The 26,877-nt window shown below is 66.0% G+C and carries 11 protein-coding genes; 2 read left to right on the forward strand and 9 right to left on the reverse strand.

The features are described from left to right. Positions 1-45: 45 nt before the first annotated feature. The 9 genes from ABFA30_RS15460 to ABFA30_RS15500 all read right to left on the reverse strand — a co-directional run bounded on the left by ABFA30_RS15460 (position 46) and on the right by ABFA30_RS15500 (position 22,367). Positions 46-1,419, reverse strand: coding sequence for an OmpP1/FadL family transporter (locus tag ABFA30_RS15460; protein WP_253090773.1), 1,374 nt, complete (start codon positions 1,417-1,419; stop codon positions 46-48). Positions 1,420-1,482: 63 nt separating this feature from the next. Beyond that, positions 1,483-2,277: a hypothetical protein gene (locus tag ABFA30_RS15465; protein ID WP_368816266.1), complete on the reverse strand. Its 795-nt coding sequence runs from the start codon at positions 2,275-2,277 to the stop codon at positions 1,483-1,485. Positions 2,278-2,848: 571 nt separating this feature from the next. Beyond that, positions 2,849-3,868: an AraC family transcriptional regulator ligand-binding domain-containing protein gene (locus tag ABFA30_RS15470; RefSeq protein WP_410045639.1), complete on the reverse strand. Its 1,020-nt coding sequence runs from the start codon at positions 3,866-3,868 to the stop codon at positions 2,849-2,851. Between the two features lie 197 nt (positions 3,869-4,065). Further along, positions 4,066-6,165, reverse strand: a complete 2,100-nt coding sequence (locus ABFA30_RS15475) for a site-2 protease family protein (protein WP_410045640.1) — start codon at positions 6,163-6,165, stop codon at positions 4,066-4,068. Beyond that, complete coding sequence (locus ABFA30_RS15480) at positions 6,165-7,505, reverse strand: efflux RND transporter periplasmic adaptor subunit (RefSeq protein ID WP_410045641.1); 1,341 nt, start codon at positions 7,503-7,505, stop codon at positions 6,165-6,167. The genes ABFA30_RS15475 and ABFA30_RS15480 overlap by 1 nt, the downstream gene beginning before the upstream one ends. A 6-nt stretch (positions 7,506-7,511) precedes the next feature. Then, positions 7,512-8,294 (reverse strand): efflux RND transporter periplasmic adaptor subunit, encoded by a 783-nt coding sequence (locus tag ABFA30_RS15485; RefSeq protein ID WP_410045642.1) that lies wholly within the window; start codon positions 8,292-8,294, stop codon positions 7,512-7,514. Then, a complete protein-coding gene (locus ABFA30_RS15490; protein ID WP_410045643.1) occupies positions 8,278-9,816 on the reverse strand; it encodes a TolC family protein in 1,539 nt (512 codons plus the stop codon). Before ABFA30_RS15490 ends, ABFA30_RS15485 begins: the two co-directional genes overlap by 17 nt. A 38-nt stretch (positions 9,817-9,854) precedes the next feature. Next, the gene (locus ABFA30_RS15495; protein ID WP_410045644.1) at positions 9,855-21,164 is read right to left on the reverse strand and encodes a VCBS domain-containing protein; all 11,310 of its coding nucleotides are present in this window, start codon (positions 21,162-21,164) and stop codon (positions 9,855-9,857) included. A 66-nt stretch (positions 21,165-21,230) separates the two neighbouring features. Next, the gene (locus ABFA30_RS15500; protein ID WP_368816271.1) at positions 21,231-22,367 is read right to left on the reverse strand and encodes an AI-2E family transporter; all 1,137 of its coding nucleotides are present in this window, start codon (positions 22,365-22,367) and stop codon (positions 21,231-21,233) included. Between the two features lie 544 nt (positions 22,368-22,911). Here ABFA30_RS15500 and ABFA30_RS15505 point away from each other — a divergent pair. Beyond that, complete coding sequence (locus ABFA30_RS15505) at positions 22,912-24,528, forward strand: mechanosensitive ion channel family protein (protein ID WP_410045645.1); 1,617 nt, start codon at positions 22,912-22,914, stop codon at positions 24,526-24,528. Between the two features lie 101 nt (positions 24,529-24,629). Continuing rightward, positions 24,630-26,873: a tetratricopeptide repeat protein gene (locus tag ABFA30_RS15510; RefSeq protein WP_410046048.1), complete on the forward strand. Its 2,244-nt coding sequence runs from the start codon at positions 24,630-24,632 to the stop codon at positions 26,871-26,873. Positions 26,874-26,877: the final 4 nt, after the last annotated feature.

A 26,877-nucleotide genomic window follows, 5' to 3' on the forward strand; every position in this document is an offset into this window, starting at 1 on the left:
TCAGCATTCTCTGCAGCCATGCGTAGTGCGTGTTGGGTCTCGCTCTCAAAAGCGCCAGGTCGCTCCACCTCCGATGATGTGCAAGGCACTGTTGTCGTAGCTGCCTGACAGCGTGTTGCCCGAGCGTGCCTTGGTTTGTTCCACGTCCATATCGCCCAGCCAGATCAGGGTATAGGCCAGGTGCAGGTCGAGGCCTTCGTCGACCTGGTAGTTGATGCCGGTCGCCAGGCGCCAGGCCTCGCCCATGGGGTTGTCGACCGTGCGGTCGTCATCGTCCACCGCGGAGCTGTCGTACCCCAGCCCCAGGCTCCAGCGTACCCGGGGCGTGGCCTGGTACATGGCACCGATCGAGGCATGCCAGGTGTCCTTGTACTTGCGATCGACCGTACGGCTGACGCCACCGCCGTTGGCGTCCACGTCGACCCCGACATCGCCGAAGTCGCTCCAGTCCTGCCAGCCGAGGCTGCCGAGCAGTTTCCATTGCTCGTCGAGGTCGTGCGCCACGCTGAAGGTCACGGTCTGCGGCACGTTGAGGTCCAGCTCCAGGGAGTCGAGGCGACGCAAGCCGGCATTGAGGAGCGGGTTGCTGATGTTGCGCACATGAGGGCTGTCCTCGAACTCCAGCTTGATCTTGCTGGTGTAGGCCAGGCCCACGGTCGTGCGCGGGGACAGTTGGTAGAGCACGCCGAGGTTGACGCCGGTACCGACGTCGGTGTCCTGGTATTCCAGCTGGCCGTCCGGGCGGTTCCGCAGGCCCAGCAGGTTGTTGTTGATCGCCATTTCGGTGCGGTAGTAGCCATACATGATGCGTGGACCGATACCGACGGAAAGCTCGTCGGTGAACTTGTACGCCAGGGTCGGCTGGAACGAGACACCGATGACCGCAGCCTCCTGGGTGAAGTAGCGACCGGCCCAGTCATCATCGTAGTCCAGTGCCAGGCCGAAGTTCCCGTACATGCCGAAGCCGATCGCCGCCCGGTCGTCGAGCTGATGGCTGATGAACAGGCTTGCGCCGGGCAGGTACTCCAGGCCATTGCCCCCTTCGTTGCCCTCGAACTGATTGTCGCCACCGCGCGAGAAGCGCAGGTCGCCGAGGATCACCTGGGCGTTGGCACTGACCTGGGTGCCTTGCAGCTGGGTGATGCCTGCCGGGTTGTTCATCAATACGCTGGGATCGGTGGCCAGTGCGGCGGATCCGGCATTGGCCAGGCCGTTCCCTTCCTGCCCGGTTTCATAGATGAAGATGCCACCGGCGGACGCGTGGCTGGCGGTGAGCAGGAGTGCGCAGGCCAGTGCCCGGCGCAAGGCCGGGCAGGGCGATAGGGGGCCGGGAACCGGCGTGCAAGCAGCGTCCAGCGACGTGTCGTCCTTCGCGCTGTTGGCTACAGGTGCCCTGTGGGCTCGGTGCTTGTTCGTCATGTCGTTTCAGTGCTCTTGTCCGTAGTGAAATGACAGGGTCTCGTTGGGCAATGGCAGAAGAAATCAATCGAGAATCTGCAGGTTCAGGCCAAGGAATATCTGCCATCGTGGTTGCCCGGGGCCGTCATCGGCCACTGAAAACTGAGGTTCGATAAAGAAGTTGTAGACGGTCTTGTCTTTCTTGATGACCTGGCCAATGCCGATGCCCAGGGGAACGCTGTAGGCGTCGTTCTCGAAGTTGTACGACCAGATGGGTGTGGAACGCAGGTAGGTGCCCTTGCCCAACTGATAGAACGCAAAGGGCTGGAACGCTGCGGCATTGACGTCTTCACGGTTGTCATTGCCGGCGAAGCTGTGTTGCCAGGACAGCAGGTAGCCATACTGAAAAACCGGGGAACTGGCATTGAACAGGACGTTGACCAGGCCGCCCGACCATCGCTCGCTGCCCAACTCGTCCTTGCTGGCCGTGGGCGCCGTGACCTGTGGCCCAACACCGAAGCTGACGGCAGGATTACCGACATCCAGCAGATAGGCGGCGAACACGTTCAGGTCGCCGATGCCGGTTTCCTTGTGCCCGTTGGGCGGGGTTGGAAAGGTATTGACCGGCAGCGAGGCGCGCAGCAGCCATTTGCTATCGCCAAGGTCGAATGGCTTGGCAAAGCGAAACCAGGCCTGGTTGGCCGTTTCGTCCGACTCGCTCAGGTCCCCGATGTAGTAGTTCTGGATATTGAAGGCCGTCATGTTCGCCAATGGGTTGTTGGCCTGGGCAGCGCCGTCGCCCCCTTCGGCCGCATTCACGGCGCTGGCGGCAAGCAGTATCGAGCAATAGCCGCTCCAGCACGCTGCATTTCTGGACATGAACACCTCCCTGTCTTCCCATGGCCCTGTCAAGCCTAGTCGGGCACTTGAAAAAGGAGGCAGGGCATCGACGGACGCCGCTGCCCTGCCTTGACGCCGGACTGCGTCAATGGAGCAATCAGGGCATTACACCGGGGAACCAGAATTCGAAGTTGTCCATGTCGTTCATCAACTCATCGAGTTTGCCTTGCGCACCCTCCATCCCAGGCAATAGTGTTCTTGTCTATTCAACGGTGTAGCGAGGGCGATCATGACAAGCTCCTTTTGCTAGGGGGCGCTCTACCGTTGTCGGTAATTGCCAGCGGTATGTTTCGTACTGCTGGGCAAGGGTAGCTGCATTTCCTGGCGTCCATGCAGGCCAGGGTTGTCTTTTCGCGACAGGGTCGGCGGAAGGCAAAAGGTTCAAAAAGATGAGTACGGACCATCATCTTTGGACGACAGGTCTCGCCACACCCCATTCGATGTAAAAACCAGCAAATACTCGGCAGAACACGTGGCGGGATGAATGGCACACGCCTGCCCATGGCGAAGTAGGTGTGTCGCAAGATGCACATGGGGGCACGCTGTTTTATCAGTGACCGACCGCCGCTTCTTTATCCTGGAGTTGCGACTGGCGATGTTCCAATGGCGTACAACCGTACCAACGCGCATGGGCCCGGCAGAATGAAGCGGTACGTCGATAGCCAAGTTCCTGGGCGATCTGCGTAACGCTCAACGCGGTGTTTTGCAACAAGGACCTGGCCTGTCGGCACCGCGTCTGCTCCACCAGGTACTCGAACTCGACCCCTTCGTTCGCCAGGCGTCGCTGCAGGGTCCTGGCATGCAGGCCGAGCATCTGCGCGACTTGCTCGAGGCTGCAGCGTTGCCTGGGCAGCAGTATCTGGATCTGCTGGCCGACCTTGGCCTGCAGGTCGTCTTCACCCATGCAGTGTGCCTCGAGATAGAACCGCAGGATGTCATGCAGCACGGGGTCGTACTGACTGCAAGGCTGTTGCAAGTCCTCCGAGGCCAGGGTCAGCGCGTTGTGCGCCTGGCGAAACAACACCGGGCAGTCGAAATAACGCTGGTAGACCGCCCGCGTGGCCTGGGGCGGATGCCGAAAGAGCACGCTCTTGGGCTTGAACACAGTGCCAAGCAGTTCGCTGACCAGCAGGCTGCCGTGCAGTATCGACTTTTCGACGATCTGTGGCGTCTCCATGCCGCACGGCAGGGCATTGTCAAAATACAGCAGGGCCTGGCCGGGCCGTCGCTCCAGGCTGTAGTGAATCGCTGGGCTGTAGACGTGCATGTAGCGCAGGACAGCGACCAGCGCATCGCCCACGGTCGCCGCCGAACGGGCCAGGTGCTGCAACGGCCCGAGCAGCGAGGAGCCTTGGCGTGTCGCCAGCTCCAGGCCGAACTCGGGCATCTGCAGGGCCTGTGCGCTGTCCTCGAAGATGTGCACCAGGCTCTTGTAGGAGAACTGCTTTTCGTAGTTGCCGACCACATCCAGGGGGACCTGGTGGGGCACCAGGAAGTCGCGCATCGAGGCACCATGGCTGGCGAGCAACTCGCCGAACTGCAGGAATGCGGTACCGCGAATGCTGTCCATATCTTCGTCTTGTCTTCACATGACAGGGGTTCGAACGCAGCGCCTTGAGTATGGTCGCGGATACGCAGGCCTGCGGGAGGAACCGACGATCGTGCATTTGATCCGGCGCGGCATGCCATTAAAGGCCAGGTCGTCGGCTAGCCACCAGCAGTGCTTGGAGCATTTGCGACAGGTGTCTCAGTGCACCGAGCAAAGGCTCAGAAACCACTTTCACGCATGAAGACTGCCGCCAGGTGCATCAGGCCATTGGCCAGCAGGCTGCGGCGCTGGCCTTCGATCTGCAGGTGGCCACGGGTTTCGTGGAGAGTGGGTGGCGGCGCATCGAGCTGGACCAGCAAGTGGAACAGCGGTGCGGCAGGTACCAGCGCATCGCCCTGGCCAACCACCTCCAGCGGCCCGCCGTGACGGGACGCCAGGGCCGACTGGGCCAGTTGGCTGATGCGCGTCGTGCCAATCTGCAGGACCTGGCCGCTGATAGCCTGGGGCACGCCTTCCGGATAGAACCGCACCGGGCTGCCTTCTTGCAGCCGTTGCAGGTCGTCCGGCCCGACATAGGCGTCCACCTGCCAACTGCGCGGGTCGATGAGCACACCCAGCGGCTCGCGGGTGCCGATCCACTGGCCGCTGTGCCAGTCGGGGTTGAGGTCCAGCCATTGCCCGGCGAACGGCGCCTTCAGGTTCAAGCGGGCGATCTCCGAACGTGCGGCGCGCACCTCCTGGTACTGCACGCCATAGCGCTGGCGGGTGGCGGCGGCCTCGGCGAGCCCGGCCGGGTCGGCGAGCAAGCCAGCCAGGCGCGCGCTGTAGCCGCGCATGCCAGCTTCGTTGCCGACCAGGCGGGTGGTGATGTCGGGCTGGCTCAGCACCACCAGGGTTTGCCCGGCTTGCACCGCTCCCGCCTCGCGCATCTCCTGCAGCATGGCCGGGAAGGGGGCGTACAGGCGAAGCTGATGCTCAGCGCGGGCCAGGCCCACGGCATGGATCTGGCTGCGCCAGGGCACGGCGACCAGCAGCAGGATCATGCCAAGCGCGCCCCAGAGCAGGTGCCGGCGGCTGGGACGCACGTCCTTGCGGTGTTGCCACCAGTGTTTGAGTTCGCGCCAGATCGGCTGCAGGATGAACCAGGCGATTTCCACGGCGAAAAGAAAGATCCCGAGCAGTTTGAAGAAGAACAGGTACACCGTGACCGCGATGCCGAGGAACAGCACCAGCCGGTATACCCAGGTCAACAGGGCAAAGGTCACCAGCAGCCTGCGGCGAGCGGCCGGAAACGGCTCCGGCCAGGGCTCGTCCAGGCCCAGCAAAGTGCGCCGCAGCGTCACCTTGGCCACGGCCGTGGCGCGTTCGTGCAGGTTGGGGAAGTCCAGCAGGTCCGAAAGAATGAAATAACCATCGAAACGCATGAACGGGCTGGCATTGAGCGCCAGGGACAGCGCCCAACTGGTGGTGGCCAGGTAGAGCAGGGCATTGCGCAGCGGGCCAGGGTCGCACAGCGCCCAACCCAGGGTGGCCAGGCCCGCCAGGCCCAGCTCGGTGAGAATGCCTGCGCTGGAGATCGCCAGGCGCTGCCGGGGGCTGCGCAGCTTCCAGCTCTCGCCGGTATCGGTGTAGAGCATCGGCCACATCACCACGAAGGCGATGCCCATGTGCGCCACCTTCAGCCCCAGGCGCGTGGCGACCAGGGCGTGCCCGAGCTCATGGAGAGTCTTGGCCACGACCAGGGCCAGGGCGAAGCTGAGCAGCCCCTCGGTGGAAAACGACTCCACCACGTCATGACGGAAGGTATCCCATTGGTGCGCCACCAGGACGATCCCCAGCAGGCCCAGGCTCACCACCAGCAAGCCCGTGACGGGATGGAACAGCCAGCCCAGGCCCTGCGCCAGGCGCCGCAGGTGGCGCTGCGGGTGCATCAGGGGAATGCGAAAGAACAGGTAGTGGTGCAACCACCACTTCCAGGTCAGCCATTGGCGGCCTTCGCCGGCCTGGCGCAGGCGCTCCAGCGCCTGCGCGCCGGGGCGTACCAGTTGGTGGCGCTCGAGAAAGGCACGAAAACCCAGCACCTGTTCCGGATCGGGCTTGAGCGCGGTCTGTTCGGCGATCTGCTCGGCGATGCGCCGTGGCGTCTGTTCCCAGCGCAACAGGCATTCGAACTCCAGCCAGCCGATGCGGAAGAAGCGGTTGGTGACGCTGTCGTGAAGCACCCAGACCGGTTCGCCTTCGCTGTTGCAGTGGGTCTGGGCGATGTCGAGGTCATCGCGCAGCGGTGGCGTGGGCAGGTCTTCGGCGTTCGTGTTCATCACCAACCGGTCCAGGCGCGGGCGGCGGCCAGGGGCCGGCGCAACAGGTAGTAACCCAGGGGCACGCGCTCGCCGTACAGCTTGGCCGTGCCATGCAGGCCCAGGCGTGCATGGGCCGGTGTACCCTCGACGCTGGCCAGCAGTCGGTAGGAGGCGACGCCATCGTCGCCCGGGCGCGCCTCGTAGCTAGTCTCCAGGATAGCGCCATGCAACGGCGAGAGTGGGTAGGCGGTGAGGAACAGGGTCACGGGGGCACCGCTGTCCAGGGCAATCGCATCGGCCACCGGCAGGTGGATGCGCAGGCCCGGCAGGCGTGGGTCGGCGACCTGGAGAATGCGTTCGCCGATGACCACCGGTTTGCCCAGCCAATCATTGGGGTCGCTGTACACGGCGACCCCGGCGCGCGGCGAGAGTACCGTCGTGCGCGCCAGCTGTGCCTGCACGGCGGCCAGTTCGGCACGGCGTTGCCGCAGCGTGCCGGTGAGGACTGCCAGCTCACCCTTGCTTTGCGGGTTGTCGAAGGCGCGCTGGTTGGCCGCCAGCAGTTCGGCGTCGGCCACCGCGACCTCCTTGGCCAGCACCTCGGCGCGGCTGCGCAAGGTAGTTTCGTCGAGCGCGAACAGCGGCGTGCCGACCTCGACCGGCTGGTTCGGCCGCACCAGCATGCGGGCAATGACCCCGTCGATCGGCGAGCTGATCACCTGGGCATTGCGCGATACCACTTCGGCCGGGGCCAGGGCGGTTTGCCGTACCGGTACCAGCAACAAGGCGGCCAGCACCCCCAGCCCGACCAGCGCTTGGCGTCGGCTCGGGCGCCAGAAGCGCAGCGGTCGGGGCTTGCCGAAGGCCGCCCAGCAGTGCGCCCAGGTCTGGAACACGCCCTGCAACAGGTTCACCAGCGAGGGCGCCGGCGCTTCGTCGAGCAAGAACAGCAGCAGCCCCAGGCGTTGGCCATGGCGGTCCTGCAGCGGGATGCACCACAACCCGCTGGGCCACCATTCGGCCCAGCCATCGGCGATGTCCTCGGGCAGCGCCAGGCCCTCGCGCGGCAGCCAGGTCGGCGTCGGCTCGCTCAGCCGCTGGTTGAGCCAGTGGCTCGCACGGCGTAGCCAGACCAGGTAGGGCGAGTCCTCGGTGGGGCGCGCCAGGCCGGAAATGCACAGCAACTCCAGGTGCCCACCATGCTGGGCAAGGACCAGGGCCTGGCGAAAACGCAGCAGGGCATAGAGATCGTTGGCCATGGAGAAGGCCAGGGCATTGACGCTTTCGGCGGCCAGCGCACGGTCCCGCAGGCTGGCCAGGCTCAGCAGCAGTTGCGGCGGCGGCAGTATTTCACTCATGGCGGCCTACTCGTGTGCTGCGGGAAAGCGTGCGATCCCGCTCATGCCCGCGACCAGCTCCGGGTAGGCCGCGTCGAGGCGGGCCTCCAGCTCGACGGTCTGGGCCACGGCATCGACCCGTGCGTTGATCGCGCTGACCTTGGCCGGATAGCGCTTGCCGGTCTCGTGGATCTGCACCTCCAGGGGCATGTCGGCCTCGAGCTGGGGGAGCAGGGTGGAGGGTACGTTCAGGCGCACCTTGAGTGCGCTGTCGCTGACCAGGTCGAACAACGGCGCGCCGGCCTGCACGGTCTGGTAGGGCTTGACGTAGACCTTGACCACGCGGCCGCCGAACGGGGCCTGCACCTGGCAATAGCCGGCCTGGGCCTTGGCCAGCGTCAGGGCGCCTTCGGCCTTGCTCACCTCGGTGTTGGCCATGGCCACCTCCAGGTCGCCGGCGGCATCGAGCTTGCGCAGGTTGCGCTTGGCGGCGAGGTTCTGTCGGGCCATGCTCAGCTCGGCGCCGGCCACCTTGGCCCGGGCCTGTACTTCGACGCATTGCAGCTGGGCCAGGGTGGCGTTCTTGTCGACGTGCTGACCCAGGCTGGCCTTGAGCTCGCCCAGGGTGCCGTTCATCTGGCTGGACAAGGTGGTCTCCAGGTCCGAGGCTAGCAGCACACGAATGGCGTTGGCATCGTCCTCGGCCAGCGGCGGACGGGTATCGCCCGGCTCGCTGGCGAACGCCGACGGCACGCAGGCCAGGCACAACAGCAACAGGGCCGACGACAGGGGCTTATGGCTTGGCGACATCGACGTTTCCTTGGTTGCGGGCGGTGAGCAGGTGGCTGCTGGTCTGTTGCTCCAGGGTGCGCTGGATCTGCTGGGCCAGTGTCTTGATGTCGTGGTCCTCCACCTTGTCTGGCAGTACGGCGAAGCCGACCGAGTTGTACAGCCGGCCCCAGGCGGCCTGGGCATCGGAATAGGCGGCCTCGCGCTGGTAGCGCGAGAGCAGGTAACGGCCCTCGGCACGGATCAGTTCGAGCTCGGTGCCCAGGGCCGCGCTGCGGGCCTTCTGCGCATAGTCGAGCAGGCTCTTGTCGACCCGCAGGCTGTCATCGGCGAACTGCACCTCCTGGCTGGCCAGTTGATAGCGCAACAGGCCCACCCGCACCTGGGTGAGGATCGCCATGGACAGTGCGGTGCGGCGCATGTCGTCGGTCTTGGCCTGACTCTCCTCGGCGGTCTTGAGCGCCGGGTACTGCAGCAGGCGCAGCAGGTTCACCGAGACCTGCAGGCCGGTGTCGTTCCAGTGATTGTTGTACAGGTACTTGTTGGAGTCGTAGGTGTAGCTGTAGTTGACGCTGACGTTGGGCCACAGCTGGGCCTTGGCGATCTTCAGGTCGTTCTGGTCGACCCGCTTGCGGTACCACTCCTCCATGATTTCCGGGCGGTTGCGCAAGGACATCTGCTCCAGTGCATCGACGCTCTGGGTCACCTGGGGCAGCGGTGCCTCGAGGGTATCGGCCAGTTCCATCCGCGAATTGGGCGGCAACGACATCAAGGCCGCCAGTTCGGCACGGGCGAACTCCAGATCCTGGCGGCGCACGGTGAGCATGTACACCGAGTCGAGCAGGGCTCGCTGGTAGGCGAGGATGTCCTGGCGTGGCAGCAAACCCTTGCTCTCGGCCTCGCGGGCGGCGGTCAGGGCGCGGTGGGTGCGCATCAGCAGGCTGTCCACCTCCGGCAGCAGGCGCTGGGCGCCGAGGGCGCGCCAGTAGGCATTGCGCACGTCCTGCAGGACGTTCTGGGCCACCCGCTCGCGGCGCTCCTCGGCCATGAGGATCTGGTCGGCCTTCTGCTGCGTGCGGTAGTAGGCCACGCCGAAGTCCAGCAGGCTCCAGCTCAGCCCGAGGCTGTCGATGGTGCGGTAGCGCTCCTCGGAGGTGGACGGGCGCAAGCTGACCTCGCGGTCCTGGATGCCGATGGAGGTGCCACCGGAGTCGTTGTTGCGTCCGGCGTAGCCGGCCGAGGCCACCAGCCGCGGCAGCATCTCGTGGGCGGTGACGTCGCGCAGGTCCGAGGCCAAGGCGCTCTCCAGCAGCTTCAGGCGGTAGTCGAGGTTGTACTTCAGGGCCCTGGCAGCGGCCTCGTAGAAGGTGATCGGCGTGGTGACCGGCTCCTGCTCCTGGTACATGCGCGCCTGGTCGTCGATGACCCGCTGGCGCATGTGCTGTTCATCGTAGGGCTCGGCTTCCTTCAGGGCCGAACAGGCGCCCAGCAGCAGGCTGGCGGCGATGAGTGCACTCAAGGCATTGACACGATATCCAGGCATAGACGGTCCTTGATTTACGCGTGGTCGTTTCGGGTTGTTCACTGGGGCTGTCCTCGGCGCTGTGCGGCCTCTTGCAGCTGCGCGCGCAGGCCGGGAGCGGTCTGCGGTCGGTCGGTCCTCGGCACCAGGTCGCTGGGCAGCGGGGCCCACAGCGACGGGTCGCTGAGCAAGCCGTCGGCGCTCAGGCCGGTCACCCCATTGCGGCCCTGCACCCACAGGGCGTCGAACTCGCTCATCTGCCGGCTTTCGGCAACGGCGGCCGCCACGAACTGCCCCGGCACCAGGCCCAGGTCGGCGGCGATGCTGGAGCTGATTTCCGGCGTGGCGAACAGGCTTGCGGCATTGCCGTTGGCACCACGGATGATCTGCTGGCGTACCAGTTCGATGCGGCGGATCTCCGGTTCCACGTACACGGCCGGCTCGAAGTCCAGCAACGGCTCTACGAAGGGTTGGCGCCCGGCGTCGAGGTCCCGATAAGGCCCCGGTGGAATGTAGGGCGAGGCGATGTCCAGGGTGATGGTCAGTTGCGCCTGGTCGGTGGCCCCGGCCCGGTCGGCGATGGTGTAGGTGAAGAGGTCCTGCAGGACCTGGCCCAGGCCAGCCGCGGCGAGAACCTGCGGGTTGCGCTGGTCGATGGTGTAGGTGTAGCTGCCATCGGCATTGAGCGTGAGGAAACCGTAGCGCCCGGCCAGTACCTGGCCGATGGCGCCCTGGGTACCGCTGGCCGCTTCGGCACCCGTGCGCACGCCGACCACGGTCAGGCGGTCGCCGTTGTCGACGTCGCTGTCATTGGGCAGGACATTGCCACGGGTCTGCGGCGCCTGGACCTGGTCACTGGCGACATTGCTGTCGTCGCGCGCCACCGGGTTGTCATCGGCGCCCTGCACGGTCACGCTCAGCCGAGCCGAGGAGGTCGCGCCGGCGGTATCGCGCATCTGGTAGGTGAAGACCTCGCGCAGGGTTTCCCCAGCACTGCGCAGGGCCTGCACACGCGGGTCGGCATTGTTCACTTCGTAGCGGTAGCTGCCATCGGCGTTGAGCCGCAGGGTGCCATAGCGCCCCTGCAGCAGTGCGCCAGCCGCCACCGATTGCCCGGTTTCGCTGCTCACGCGCAAGACCTGGCGGGTTTCGCCGTTGGCCACGCTGTCCACGTCCTGGTCGTTGTCCAGGACGTTGCCGGTCGGGTCGACGCCGGGGCGGGTGTTGGCCACGCCACCGGCCTCGACGGCGATGGCCGCGTCGTCTTGTGCGACGGGGGTGTCGTTGGCGCCACGGATGACGATCACCAGTTGCGTGCTGGCCGTGGAGGTCCAGCGGTCCTCGACGACGTAGGTGAATACGTCCGTCAGGGTCTGAGCGCCGGTGCGCAGGGCCTGCACGGCCGGGTTATCGTTGTCCAGCTGGTAGTGCCAGCGGCCATCGGCATTGAGCACCAGGGTGCCGTACTGGCCCTTGAGCGGCTGCCCAGGCACACCATCGGGGGGGCCGCTGGGGTCGGCGCCGGTGCGGATCTCGACCACCGTCATCGAGTCGCCTTCGGCGTCGATGTCGTTGCCCAGCACGTTGCCGCTGGGATCGACCCCTGGGGTCGCGTTGTCAAGGCCGCCAGCCTCGAGCGCTTGGGCGGTGTCCGGGTTGGCATCGGGCGGCGAGTTCAGGGCGAAGACCACGACGTGGAGCTGCGCCAGGTCGACCAGGCCGCCGCCGTCACGGACCTCGTAGGTGAAGTAGTCGTCGAGGGTTTCCAGCAGCCCCAGTGCCTGCACCACCGGGTTGTTATTGTCGACACGGTAAGTGAAGCTGCCATCTGCACCGATGATCAACTGCCCGTAGAGACCATCGATGAGGGTGCCGTTGCTGTTGTCGGTGCCGGCATCGACCTCCGTCAGCGTGCCGCCGGTTTGCTCCTGGCCACTGCGGATGCCGCTGACCTGCTTGCTGTCGCCGGCGTCCACGTCGGTGTCGTTGCCCAGCACGTTGCCGCTGGGGTCGAAGCCATTGTTGATGTTCGGTTTGGCCGCCAGGGCCAGGGCCAGATCATCGTTGGCCACGGGCGCGTCGTAGGCACCGTGCAGGGTGATGGTGAGCTGGGCGATGTCGGTGGCCCCGGCGCTGTCGCGCATCCGGTAGGTGAAGGTCTCGACCAGCGTCTCGCCGGCCTTGAGGGCTTGCACCCGGGCATCGAGGTTGTTCACCTGGTAGCTGTAGTCGCCGTTGGCGTTGAGGGTCAGCACGCCATACTGGCCATTGACCACCTGGCTGCCGCTGACACCGGTGAAAGTACCACCGGTTGCCTCGGTGCCCGTGCGGATGGCATCGACCTGCTTGCTGTCGCCGGCGTCCACGTCGGTGTCGTTGCCCAGCACGTTGCCGCTGGGGTCGACCCCTGGCATGCCGTTGGCGGTCCCCCCGCGCTCGGTGGCGTCGGCACGGTCATTCACGGCCACGGGGTTGTCGTTGCGACCCTGTAGGGTGATGGTCAGGGTGGCGGTGGCCGTGGCCCCGGAAAGGTCGCGAAGGGTATAGACGAACTGCTCTTGCAGCGTGTCGCCGGCGGTGCGCAGTGCCTGGACCAACGGATTGTCGTTGTCGAGGATATAGCTGAAGCTGCCGTCGGCGTTCAGCGTCAAGGTGCCATAGTTGGTGGTGAAGGCCTGGCCGACGGTACCAATGCCCAGGCCTTGGCGGAACCCGGTCACACTGAGCGCGTCGCCGGCGTCCACGTCGGTGTCGTTGCCCAGTACATTGCCGCTGGCGTTGCTGCCGGGGGTACCGTTGGCCACGCCACCGGCTTCGACAGCCGTGGCGCTGTCGTCGCGTGCCACCGGGGTGTCGTTGGCACCGGTGATGGTGATGCGCAGGGTGGCCTGGTCGGTGGCCAGGGCGGCATCGATCACGGTGTAGGTGAAGGTGTCGACCAGGGTATCGGCACTCGTGCGCAGTGCCTGCACGTTCGGGTTGTCGTTGTCCAGGCGGTAGCGGTAGCTGCCATCGGTATTGAGGGTCAGCCAGCCATAGGTACCGCGCAGCTCGACACCGAGGCTGCCGGCCGTGCCACCGCCGTTCTCGGCACCGGTGCGCACGGCGCTGACGGCGCTGGTTTCGCCGTTGGCGACGAAATCCACATCCTGGTCATTGGTCAGCACGTTACCGCTTGGGTCGGTCCCGGGCTGGTTGTTCTGGCTGCCGCCGGCCTCTATCGCTGTTGCGCTGTCATCCGCGGCCACCGGATTGTCGTTCTGGCCGTCGATGAGGATGAACAGGAACGCCGGTGTGGAGAAACCGCCCTGGCCGTCGCTGAGGATGTAGCTGAAGGTGTCGATCAGGTGGTCGCTATCGCTGCGCAGCCCTTGCACCTCGGGGTTGTCGTTGTCGAGCACATAGTCGTAGGTGCCGTCGGGGTTGATGGTCAGGATGCCGTACTGGCCTTGCAGCGTGGTGGCGCCGTCGACCGGCGTGCCCGGCGGCGTCGTACCTGTGCCGATGAACGCCACGTCGATCGGGTCGCCATCGGGGTCTACCGCCGTGCGGGTCACGTCGCCGCTGGGGTCGATACCGGGCAACTGGTTGTTCACGCCGCCTTGTTCCACGGCACGGCCCACCACGATCTGCGCCACGGGTGGATCGTTGACGCCATGGATGGTGATGACCAGCTGGGCGCGGTCGGTGAGGCCTTCGCTGTCGGTGATCTCGTAGGTGTAGATCACTTGCAGGGTTTGCCCGGCGTTCAACCCCTGGATCGTGGCGTTGTCGCTGTTGACATCGAAGGTGAAGGCGCCGTTGGCACCGATGGTCAGGCTGCCGAAGGCGTTCGGGTCGGTGACCTGGATGCCATTCTGCTGCGCGTAGGTCGCCAGGATCACGGTGCCGTTGCTGGCGTCGGTACCGGCCGCCACTGCGGTCATGCCGGGGTTGGAGAGTTCGGTCGCCGAACTGATGCCGGTGACGCGCAACTGGGTGCTGGGGCGGTCGATACGGTCGACGTCGGTGTCCACGCCATTGCCGCCAGGCTGGTCGATGTTTCCCGGCCGGCTGGGAAAGAGGATCACGTTGCCGCTGGGGTTGCTTTCCAGGGTCGGGTCATTGGTGGCGCCGGCCTGGGCCACGGCCTGGTCGTCGCTGGCCACGGGGTTGTCGTAGGCGCCGTCGATGGTGATGCGCAGTTCGGCCAGGTCGCTGAGGTTGCCCGCGTCGGTGACCCGGTAGGTGAAGTATTCGAACAACTGGTCTTCGGCGCCAAGGCGCTGCACCGCTGTGTTGTCGTTGTTCACCACATAGGTGTAACTGCCATCGGCATTGATGGTCAGGCTGCCATAGGTGCCGTCGATGACCACCGGCGCGTCGCGGGTGACCTCGACGATGCTACCGCTGGCGCTTTCGCGCAGGGCGCGGATACCGGTGACCGTCCGGGTCTCGCCGAACTGGTCGACATCGCTGTCGTTGGCCAGGACGTTGCCGGTGGCGTCGCTGCCAGGCGTGCCGTTGTCGATGCCCCCGGCTTCGACCGCCTGGCCGACATCGTTCTCTGCCACCGGGGCGTCGTTGGCGCCTTGCAGGGTGATGGTGAGGGTGGCGATGCTGGTGGCGCCCGCCAGGTCGCCGATGGTGTAGGTGAAGACTTCCTGCAGGGTGTTGCCGGAAAGGCGCAAGGCCTGTACCTCGGGGTCGTCGTTGTCGACGATGTAGGTGGTACCGCCGGAGGCGGAAATGATCAGCACGCCATGGGCACCGACGATCTGTATCTCGCCGTCGTCCGGCACCGCCTGTTGCAGACCGCCCTGCAGCCCGGCACTGATCACCTTGATGACATCGTCGTTGGTGGCGATATCGACATCGCTGTCGTTGTTCAGCACGTTGCCGGTGGGGTTGTTGCCGGGCGTCTGGTTGTTCGTGCCACCTGCCTCGATGGCCGTGGCGACATCGGGGAGGGCGATGGGGGTATCGTTCACCGGGTCGATCACCAGCACTACCGAGTCGCTGTCGCTCAGCGCATCCTGCGGGTCCTGCCCGGGGATGCCGTCACCGTCGGCATCGCCCGCGTTGCCATGGTCGTTGGTGACCATGGTCAGGGTTTCGCTGGTACGGGCGCTGTTGAAGTCCTGGTTGCCCTTGTAATAGACCTGCGCCAGCCAGGTGTTGAGCTGTGACAGGGTGCCGGTGAGGGTCAGGCTGCTGCTGGCTCCGCCGGGAGGCGTGTCGTTCGGCCCGGGTGGGGTGGCGGTCTGCCATAGCACGCCGTGCTGGACCGTCAGCGTGACGGACAAGATGCCGCTGCCGGCATCCGGGTCGGTCACGGCCAGGCCGGCCAGGTGCAGCACGGTATCCTCCTGGCCACGTTGCTCGGGGAGGGTATTGATCGGTGCCTCGTTCAGGTGCACGTAACCGGCATCGGCCGTGCCGACGGCGCCCTCGGCCAGGGTGACGCTGACAGCGCCCAGGCCGCTGGCATTGGTGCCGGTGTCGCTGTCGATGCGCACCTGGAAACGGTTGTCGGCCGCGAGCTGGAACGCGGGCGGAACCACGACCAGGTAGTTGCCGGCTGGCAGCAGGGCGAACTGGTAGCGACCGGAGCTGTCGGTCAGGGTGGTGAAGATGCGGTCGTCGGCGCTACCGAAGAGGCCATCGGCACCGGCCCAGGTCAGTTGCACGCTCTGCCCGCCGAGGCCGGGGCCATCGGGGGTGATGCTGTCGGTCGCCGAGTCGGTGTCGTTCCACAGCGTGCCTTGCACCAGGCCCAGGCCGGCGCCTTCGCTGAGGATGTAGTTGTTCAGCCCCGCACCGCCATCCTGCCCGGTGCGCTCGCCGTCGGCGCTGCCGGCACTGCCGGGCAGCGAGCCGCCCCAGCCGCCGGTCTCGAAGCTGCTCGGCAGGCTGGTCCAGGTCAGGACCGCGGCACTGGCGGCGTTATCGGGCACCACGGTGTTGGGGACCGTGACGCGGTAGATCACCTGCACCTGGTCGCCGACCGCCAGGCGATCGAAGTCGACCGACAGGGCGCCGCTGGTGCTGATGCCGATCCCGTCCGGCAGGTTGGCCAGGTCCACCGCCGTGCCATTGATCAGCAGGCTCTGTACCTGGTAGTCGCTGCCATCGGGGAACTGGTCCTGCAGGTGGACGTTGTAGGCCGGCACCTCGCCGTTCTGGGTGAAACGCACGGAGACGGTGGCGGTGGTGCTGTCGACACCGGGCTGGATGTCGATGACCTGCTTGTCCAGGCCGGTGAAGCCGGGTTCCACCACGTGCTCGAAAAGAATGTCGCTCTTGCCGCGATCGACGTCCTGGCCGGGCAGCCCCACATGCTCGAAGGCCTGTATGCCGAGGGCGGCGCCGTTCTGGTTGGCGGCCACGTTGGTGACGCGCACGTTGAATTCGAGGATCACGCCTTCGATGTTGTCGTCGGTGGTCTCGGTGTTGGTGAGGTTGCCCAGGTTGAAGGTCACCGTCTGGCTGCCATCGGCATGGGTGACGATGTTCAGGTTGGTCGAATTGCCATCGAAGATGCCGCTGGGCGCGATGCCGCTGAGGTTGGCATCGAGGGGCTGGGCCACCGCGCTGTTCTGGTCGCCCGGCATCCAGATGCTGCCGCCGCTGACGAGGTCGGCATCGGTGGCAAGGCCATTGAGCGAGTCGGACACCAGGGCGATCAGGATGTTGTTGAGCTCGGCGGGGATGAACGCCAGCCCGGCGTCCAGTTCGATACGGATCTGGTAGTTGGGGTTATCGCCGGTGGGCACCAGTACGGCCACGCGGTAGCGGATCACTTCGCCCACCGCGACATTCTCGCTGATGCCGGCGGTGTTCGTGGTGCCGCTGGTGTCGACCGGTGGCGGGGTGTCCGGCAGCCCCCCGACGTGGGAGATGCGGATGCCATTGCTGACCGGGAACAGCAGGGTGGAGTCCAGGCGGTAGTCGTTCAGCGTGCCGCCGTTGAGCACGCCATCGGCCCCGCTGCGCTCACCGGCGTTGGCCCCATCGAGGCTGCTCCAGCGCACCTGGGCATCATTGGCGAAGGCTGCCTCGCCTGCTGCCGAGGCGTTCACGGTCCCGCGCAGGTGCAGGACGATGCTGCCGCCCTTGGCGATGTCGATGTTGGCACCGGAGGCGCTCAGCAGTTGGCCGCCCTGGATGATAAAGTCCGGGCCGCCGTTGTTGGTAGCGCCCTGGTAGAGGACGCTGGTCAAGCTCACGCCATCGAGCTCGCTGGGCAGGTTGTCGAGGAAGCTGATGTCGTAGGCGTTGTAGTCGTTGGCGCCATTGCCGTTGCGAAGGGTGATGGTGAAGTCGATCACGTCGCCTTCGTCAAAGCCGCCGAAGTCGGGCGTGGTGTCGATGGTCTGGGTGATCTGCAGGGTCGGTTCGCGAAGGGTGACGGTGGGCGCGCCACCGCTGAGGTTGACCTGGCGGTCCACGGCGGTTCCGCCGTTGGCTACGTCGCCGTCGATATCCTGGTAATGCAGGTTGGCGCTGTTCTGCAGCGACCGGTTGGCCTGGTTGCCGATCTCGTTGCTGGCGACCAGGCGCACGCGGATGATGAAGGCGTTGTTGCCGGTGTCGTTGTCGGCGCTGGTGGCGAACACGCTGAAGGTGAAGCGCGCATCGACGCCATCGGCGCCCAGGGTCCCACCGACCCCACTGATGCCGCTGATGACCACGTTGCCGGCGAAGTCCTGGCTCAGGCTGCCACCGCTTGCAGCCGCCGTGAGGATCTGCAGGTAGCCCAGGTTGTCGTTGAACGTGGTGTCCAGGCGCATGCCCGGGGGGATCAGGTCGTCGATGCTGAGGTTGTGCGTGCTGCCCTCCGGCAGCCGGACGATGATGTCGTAGAGCATGCTCTCGCCGACCACCAGGTCGCTGCCGCTGGTATGGCTGGCGCTGGAGTCGCCGTTGTCCAGGCTGCCGCCCGCGAAGGTCTTGCTGATCACCGGTGCGGCCACCTGCTGGTTGGCGATTTCGCTCAGGTCCACGGGGGTGAAGTCGGTGCCGCCCTCGACGCTGGCATAGTTGCTCAGCGTAGCCGTGCTGCTCAGGGTGCGGCTGGCGGCGACATTGGCGTTGACGGTGACGTCGTAGGTGATGACGACGATGTTCTGGCCACTGCTGTCGGCGGTCGTGCCCGTGCGCCCGGGCAGCAAGGTGGGCTGGGCATCGGCATCGAGGAAGGTGATCTGGTTGCCAGTGACGCTGTAGTCCACGCCCAGGCGCAACAGAGTGCCGTCGCCTCGGTAGATCTGCAGGTTGGCGGCCGCCAGGCTGCCGCCGACGAAGGCCAGGTCAGGGGGGAGGGTAATGCGGGTCACCACGTCGTAGGCGCCGCCGCCACCGCTGTTTTCGATGGCCGTGGCCAGGCGCAGCAGGTCACCGCCATCGATCCCGCTGACATTGCCATCGATGGCCGACAGGTCGCTGAGGGTGCCGGTGAAGGGTAGGCCGCTGCTGCCGGGCGGGGCCCAGCTGCCGCTGGTGCCGGTGACCGTACCGTTGCTGCTGGAGACCACGCCGTGGCGGATGTCCAGCACTGGTTCAGCGACCGAGACCACCACGGCCACGTCCGAGCTCAGCAGGGGCGTCTTGTCGAGGGTGGTGGTCTGGCTGGACTGGGCCAGCACATCCAGCGAGCGCTGGTCGGCGAAGGGCTGGTCGCCTACGCGCAGGGTGAAGGTCAGCTCGATGCGCCCACCGACGATCTGGTCGATGGCGTACTCACCGAAGTCGAACACCACCGAGTTGCCGGGTCCGCTGGACACCGTGACCGCCCGCGACGGGGCGCTGTCGCCAGGGCCGAAGCTCCACTGGCCGACACCATTGCCGATGCTCCAGGTCAGGCCACTGACATCCAGTAGCGGCAGGGGCAGGTAGGCCGTGAGCTGGAAGTTCTCGTAGTCGCCGGTGACCAGGTCGTAGGACAGCTGGAAGGTCACCAGGTCGCCGGGGCGTATCTCGCCGTTGCTCGGTGGTGTGGTGCCGTTGACACGCAAGATATCGATATCGACCTGGCTGGTGGGCACCGTGCTGAGGCTACTGGAGCCGTCGCTCTGGTCGCTGCCCTGGTTCACCGCATCGAGCAGCACGGTAGCGGTCAGGGTGGCGTCGTTGCCGACGCTGTCGCCCTCGTTGATGTCAGGGTGTGGCGGGTGGTTGCCGACATAGGCCTGGCTGATCAGCGTGTTGTAGCTGATCACCGCGGTGGTGGCCGCGGTACGGGTGGTGTCGAAGGCCAGGTCGCCGAACAGGGCGCCGAAGGTATCGGAGGCCCGGCGCAGGGACTCGGCGATGTCGATCACCAGCGTGGTGGTGCCATCGGCGTTCGTCGTCTGGGTGTAGACGAGCTCGATTGTGCCACTGGCACCGTCCTGGCTCACCGTCATGGTCAGTGGGCCGCTGATCACCTGGCCGTCAGCGACGGTGTCGACGATGCTGAACTGACCGTTCTGCAGGATGTTGCTGCCGAAGGCGAAATAGTCAGACAGCGCCACGTCGAGCACATAGCGCAGGGTATCGCCCGGGCTCAGGCCGGTGGTGCCGGTGTCGGTCTGCAGCACCGCGTGCTTTTGCAGGGTGATGGACTTGGCGACGAACTGGGCACCGCTGCCGTCGCCGGTGGCGGTGAAGTCCACCTCGGTGGCCGGTGGCGTGATATCGCGAGGGTCCAGCGGGGTCCATTCCCCGGTGGCGGTGGGGGTACCGAAGTTGATGGTCACCGGGTTGCCGGTGTTCGGGTCGAGTACCGCAGTGCCCGCGCCGCCAATCTCGGGGACATAGAAGGTCACCGTGGACGTGGCGGGTACGCTGAGGGTGGCGTAGGTGACGCTGTAGGAGGTGATGAATACGCTATCGCTGTCGATCGCCGCGGCGATCAACGTCGGGTTGGTCAGCACGGTGCCGTTGCGCAAGGTGATGGAGGTCAGGGTTCCGCCTGGTCCGGGGGTGATCGCCGTGACCTGCACCTGGTCCGGTATGTCCTGGGTGACGACCACGTCATGCAGGGTCTGGCCGTTCGCTGGGGTGACGGTGACGGTCTGGTCGTGGGTGAAATTGGGGCCGGTGGCGGTTTCGCCTTCGGTCATGTCCAGGTTCTGGGTCAGTTCCACCAGGGTGGGGTTGACCACCAGGGCATGCAGGGCGGCCTCCACCAGGCTGGGGTCGACGGTGGGGTTGTTCAGCGAGTCGTTGCCGTACTCGAAGCCTGCACGGGCATTGATGGTCAGGGTAGGGCTGCCATTGGTGTTGCTGGTGTCGGCCAGGTCGCTCAGGCGCGCAGTGACCTGCAGGGTGATGTCCGGCTGGTCCTGGGACACGCTGGCATAAGGAATTTGCAGAACCACGAGCTGGTCGCCCGGGCGCATGCCCACGCTGGCGGCGCTGATCACCAGAGGTTGGCCGTCGGCGCCCTTGGCCAGCGGGTGGGTGGCGTTGCCGGCGGCGTCGAAGGTGATCACATGGCTGTTGATCGCCTGGCCCAGGTACGTGGCCCCGACGAAGCTGATGCCGTCGTCACCGTCCTTGCCGGTGCTCGGCAGGAACAGATCGACATAGGGGGCGTAGCCGACCTGGCTGGCGGCATTGCGCAGGCTCACCTCGAAGGTGAAGGTATCGCCGATCAGCACGTCGCTGCCGGGCATGCTGATGCTGGTTGTCGGCGCGGCATCGGCCAGCAGGCCCTGGAACTGCTCCAGGCTGGTGACGGAAAGGGCGATGCGCTTGTCGATGTCGCCGTTGCGCACCTCCAGCGCCCAGTCGCCACCTGCGGCGCGGCTGCCGGTGGCATTGCTGGAGGCACCGACGTCGGCGCCGGTCCACTGCGCCAGGCGATCCACCAGGGCCTGGCCGGCAGCGCCGGCACCGATGTCGCAGCCATAGAGCTGGATGTCGGCACCGGTGTTGAGCGTTGCCTGCCACTGGCCAAGGGTGCTGCCGAACGGGTCGAGGTTGGCGGCGCTGAAGGTCTGGTTGCCCAGGGTGAACTGCCCGGACGCGCCGTGGGAGAACACCTGGATCGAGTCGACCTTGCCCAGTTGGGCAAGCGCCGCACTGATGGCCGCCAGGGCATCCTGGCCGCTGTCGACCACCAGGGTGACGGTACCGGCGCCAAGGCCGGCGGTCAGTTGCTCGCGGTTTTCCACGCGGCTGTCGAGCACCACCAGGGTCTGCGCCGGGGCCGCTGCCTGGCCATTGGTCGCCCGCTGGCCGGCGGGCGCCGGGGTGGCGTCCACCTGCGGGGTGTCGCCGCTGTCATGGTGCTGCTGGTCGGCAGCGGCGCTTGCAGCGGCGCCATCGAACAGGATCCTGGGCTCCAGGGCCAAGACCTGGCTGTGCGGGCGGAAGACCTTTGCGTTGCGTCCAATGTCCATTTCGTAACCCATCCAGAAAGAAGGGGCGGCCTGTGCCGATGGCGAGCCCCAGGTGCTTCGGCCAGATCAGTGTTCGCTCGAGCGGGGCTCGGCCAGCTCGGCAGCCGGCGGGGTGGCGACAGTCGGCGGGGCGACCGGCGTCTGCCCCACCCAGGAATTGAACAGTTCATAGCCGACAGCCAGGACCACGGGGCCGATGAACAGCCCGATGAAGCCGTTGCTGATCATGCCGCCCAGGGCGCCGATCAATACCACGGGCATGGGCACGGAAACGCCGCGGCCGAGCATCAAGGGCTTGAGCACGTTATCCGACAGCCCCGCCGCGATGGTCCAGACGGTGAAGATGATGGTCGCGGCGCTGACCCCATCCTGGCTGATCACATAGATGACGATGGGCAGGGTGACCAGCAGCACCGGCAGTTGCATGATGCCGAGCAACAGCACCAGCAAGGCCAGCAGCCCGGCACCAGGGACGCCCATCACCACCAGGCCGACACCGACCAGCAGCATCTGGATGAACGCGATCCCGACCACGCCCTGGGCCACTGCACGGATGGTGGCGGCGCACAGGCTGGCCAGCTCGGCGCCGCGCTCGGGGGTGAACACCCGCTGGGAGATGGCCACGGCCCTGCGGGCGCTGTGCTCGCTGTTGGCCAGGAACAGGCCGGCGATGATCAGTGCCAGGACGAACACCAGGACCCCGCTGCCGACGCCGGCCAGCTTGAGCAGGACCAGGCGGCTCAGGTCCTTCAGGTGCGGGGCGGCTTGCTGGAAGGCCCACGACAGGTCCTCGGAGGCGTGCAACCAGATGCGAAACAGCGGCTCACCGATCAGTGGCCACGCCTGCACGCTCTCATTGGGTGGCGGGATGGCGAGGTTCCATTCGTGGACCGAGCGCAGGGCGGCCTGCACCGAGCTGGCCATGGATTCGCCGAGAAAACCCAAGGGGACCATGAGACACAGCAGGATCAGCAGTACCACCAGGATCGCGGCCTTGCCCAGGGAAACACCAAGCAGCCTGGCGAGGCGGGCATTGAGCGGGCTCAGCGTGACCGCCAGGATCACGGCCCAGAGCATGACGCTCAGGAAGGGGTGGAAGATCTGGTAGCAGAACACCGCCAGGACGACGATCAGGCCCGCCCGTATCAACACATCCAGGAGTTCCTTCGGGCTGGTGGTGCCGGTGTTTTTTTCGCTTGCCATGGTCCGCTTGGGTCCTGTGCCGGTCCGCTTGACGCTCCTAGTCTGGATCATGCGGGCACAGTGTTCTTTTTCGATGTTTTCCGATCGCGACAGGTTGTACGTGGCATATTGCAACCAAACCTTGCCCGGGCACATGCAACAAAACGTAACTCACTGATTGTGCGGGCTTTGGGGTAGCGCGAACGAGGGGCTGGCCCTGGCCATACAGCGGTGGTGTCAGGGCCGTTCGCGGGCAAGCCCGCTCCCACAGGGGCCTTGTGTCAACCGTATGTTCTCTGTGCGACAGCGCGGCCGAAGGGCTGCATGACGCATGGTGGGCGAACGCCGCTGGCCCCTGTGGGAGCCGGCTTGCCGGCGATGGAGCGCGCAGCGGCCCCAGATGGCAGCAGGGCGGCACGAGAACGGCAGGCCAACATTGTCGCGTATTGGATATAGCCAGAATGCCAATGAGCGAAATTTGACTACGCTAGAGCCCATTCGATCGGTAAAACGCGAAGCAGATCACTGAGGGACGGGGAGCGTGGGGATGAGGTGCTGGACCAGCATGAGGTCGCTGCTGTTGCTCGGTGCGTTGTTGTCGATGTTCATTACCGTCCTGCCCCTTGCCGCTGCCGACGACGCGGTTTCGGTGGAAGGTGCGCCGGGGCAGCCTGCCGACTTGAAGATCGCCAACCGGTCGATCATGACCTTTCACGCCTCCTTGCTGGGCGAGACACCTGCCGCCCGGGCCAGACGGGCCGCCGCGGTGATCGAGGAGGCGTTGCAGAGCGCCGACGACGCGCTGCCAGTGCGCGTGGAGCCCATCTTGCACAGCTACCTGGTCCTGCTGGGGGATCGGCGGGCATTTATCGTCGCCCCCCTGGATGTAGCCGGGGACGGCGGGGTGCGCGAAGCCGCCGAGCAGGCCGCGCGGAACCTGCGCACCGTGGTGGCGGAAACCGGCCAGGCGCGTAGCCTGCATTTCCTGCTGGTCGCCGCGGGCTATTCAGTGCTGGCGACCTTCCTCTACCTGTTGCTGCTCAAGGGCACTCGTGCCCTGCGGCGCAAGCTGTTGGGCCTGCTGCCACCGCTGATGGGCAAGCATTCGCAGATGTTCCGGGTCGGGCGCATGCCGTTGTTCGACCTGCAGAACCTCTACTACCTGGTCGACCGCCTGCTGTGGCTGCTGTACTGGCTGCTGTTGCTGCTGTTCAGCTACCAGTGGATGAGCTTCGTGCTGTCGCAGTTCCCCTATACCCGGCCATGGGGCGAAAGCCTCAATGTGTACCTGTTGCAACTGGTCCGCTATCTGCTCACCGGCATGCTCGACGCGATTCCGGGAATCGCCGTGGCGGTGGCGATCTTCTTCATCGCCCGCGGCGCCAGCGGCTTCTGCAAGCGTGCCCTGCAGCGCATGTCGCGCCCCGGCACGATCCGCTGGTTGACGGCCGAGACCCTGCAACCCACCACCCGCCTGGTGTCGCTGGCCATCTGGCTGTTCGCGCTGGTCATGGCCTACCCGTACCTGCCGGGATCGGACAGCGATGCGTTCAAGGGGGTGTCGGTGCTGCTGGGGCTGATGATCTCGCTGGGCGCTACCAGCGTGGTCGGCCAGGGGGTCGCCGGCCTGATCCTGACCTACACCCGTACCCTGCGGGCGGGAGAGTTCGTGCGCGTGGGCGACTACGAGGGCACGGTGATGCAGGTGGGCATGTTCACCACCACCATTCGCACCGGCCTGGGCGAGGTGCTGACGCTGCCCAACTCGATGATCACAGGCTCGGTCACCAAGAATTACTCACGCATCGTCCAGGGCCAGGGCTATGTCGTCGATACCGTGGTCACCATCGGCTACGACACACCCTGGCGTCAGGTTCACGCCATGCTGATCGAAGCCGCGCGGCGCACCCACGGGATTCTCGAGCAGCCCGCGCCGCAGGTGTTCCAGACGGCGCTCAGCGACTTCTATCCTGAGTACCGCCTGGTCGCCCAGGCGGTCCCCAGCGAGCCTCGGCCACGCGCCGAGTTGCTGAGCATGCTGCATGCCAATATCCAGGACGTGTTCAACGAGTATGGGGTGCAGATCATGTCGCCTCACTACCTGGCGGATCCGCCAGAGGCCAAGTGCGTCCCCAGGGAGCGCTGGCACATGGCGCCGGCAGCGCCGGAGCAGGATGAATGACGCCTCGAACGCCATGCCGTACCGATTCATCACCCTCATCCCAGCATGAGTAAGGAAACCGTGTGTATTGTCGTCCCCTGATCGTGTCGTTGTGCCTGCTGATGTTCGCCCCCATCGCCAGCTGGGCGCAGCAGGCCGGGAAGTCGCCGGCCCAGGCGAAGGAAGCCGAGGGCTACGCCGAAGCCTCCAGTTGCCAGGGCTGCCACCAGGTGCAGGCGGGGCAATGGAAGGACTCGGACCATGCCTGGGCCATGCGTGTCGCCAATGCCGACAGCGTCCTGGGAGCCTTCGATGGGCGTACCTTCGACGATGCTGGGGTCCAGGCACGTTTTCACCGCAAGGGCGGCCGCTACTTCGTCCACACGGAAGGCGCCGACGGCAAGCCTGCGGATTTCCAGGTGCGCTACACGTTTGGCTACTACCCGTTACAACAGTACCTGGTGGAGTTCCCCGGAGGGCGGTTGCAGGCGCTGACCATCGCGTGGGATAGCCGCACACGGGAGGAGGGCGGCCAGCGTTGGTTCTCCCTGTACCCCGGGCAGCGTTTCGCGCCCGATGATGCCCTGCACTGGACCGGACGCTACCAGAACTGGAACGCCATGTGCGCCGACTGCCACTCGACCCGCCTGCTCAAGCACTACGACGACCAGCACGACAGCTACGCCACCACCTGGCAGGAACAGACCGTCGGCTGCCAGGGCTGCCATGGCCCGGCGCAGGCCCATGTGGACTGGGCCAAGCAGGCCAAGGGCGAAGGCAAGGCCTCTGCCTCGGCCGCACAGATGGGCTTGAAGGTCGATTTCAAGGCCCTGGACAACAAGGGGTTGGTCGAGCAATGCGCCTTCTGCCACAGCCGCCGGCAATCCCTGGGTATGGGCCAGCAGCCCGGCAAACCGCAACTCGATGCCTCGCTACCGGCCACCTTGCGTGAGGGCATGTACCACGCCGACGGCCAGATCGATGGCGAGGTGTACGTCTACGGCTCGTTCTCCCAGAGCAAGATGTTCGCCGCCGGGGTGGGTTGCACCGATTGTCACGACCCGCACACCACCCGGGTGAAGATCCAGGGCAATGGACTTTGCCAGCAATGCCACAACCCCCATCCGCCCATCAGCCGCTTCCCCAGCCTGCAAGGCAAGGACTACGACAGCCCGGAGCATCACCATCATGCCCAGGGCTCGGCCGGTGCGCAGTGCGTGAACTGCCACATGCCGAGCAAGACCTACATGGTCGTCGACCCCCGGCGCGACCACAGTTTGCGGGTGCCGCGGCCAGACCTTGCGGACAAGTCCGCCAGCCCGGATGCCTGCACGGCGTGCCACACCGACAAGCAACCCGCCTGGGCGGCCACGGCGATCCAGGACTGGTTCGGCACGCCCCAGCGTCCGTCCCATTACGGCGAGACATTCCATGCCGTGCGCAGCGGCCAGGGCGATCGGTTGAGCCTGCTGACCGCGATCATCGCCGATATCGGCAAGCCCCCGATCGTTCGGGCCACCGCCGCTCAACAACTGACCGAGCTCGGCGCCCCGGCCATCACACCGTTGAGCTGGGCGCTCAACTCCAAGGAAGGGGTGGTACGCGCCTACGCCGCCGCCGGCTTCGCCCGTGTACCTGAACAATCGCGCATCCAGCGATTGCTGCCATTGCTGGACGACCCTCTGCTGGCCGTGCGTGACGAGGCCCTGCGCGCCTTGGCCGACGTGCAACCGCAAGCACTTGCAGCCGAGCGCCGGGAGGCGTTCAAGGCGCAGTTGGCCGACTATGAGCGGCGTTTGCGCGACAACGCCGACCTGCCCGGCGGCAGGCTCAACCTGGCGGTGCTGCTGCAACGCCTCGGGCGGCAGCCGGAAGCCATCGAGCAATACCGCCAGGCCCTGCGCCTGGATGCGCATTTCTCTCCCGCCCGGGTCAACCTGGTGACGCTGTACAGCGGTGCAGGTCAGCTCGACGAGGCGCAGGTGCTGCTGCGCGAAGGCCTTGCGCTGAAGGACATGCCGGCCAGCGACCACGGGAACCTCGCCTACATGCTGGCCTTGCTGCTGGTCGAGCAGGGCAAGGCCGACGAAGGCCTGGAGTGGCTGGGCGTGGCCGCCCGGGAGATGCCCGGCAATGCCCGAGTGCACTACAACCAGGGGTTGCTGTTGGCCCAGATGAACCGGCGTGACGAGGCGTTGCAGACGCTGCGCAAAGGCCTGGAGGGCTCGCCCGAAGACCCAGACCTGCTCTATGCGCTGGTTTACCTGCATGCGACGGCCGGCGAGGCGAGCCTGGCCGAACAGTATGCGCAGCGCATGCGCGCGGTGGCTCCGGACGATCCTCGTTTGCCTCCGGCGCGACAGTGACTCG

This window comes from Pseudomonas sp. HLMP, assembly GCF_046365545.1.
In the GTDB taxonomy this organism is placed as follows: Bacteria; Pseudomonadota; Gammaproteobacteria; order Pseudomonadales; family Pseudomonadaceae; genus Aquipseudomonas; species Aquipseudomonas guariconensis_B.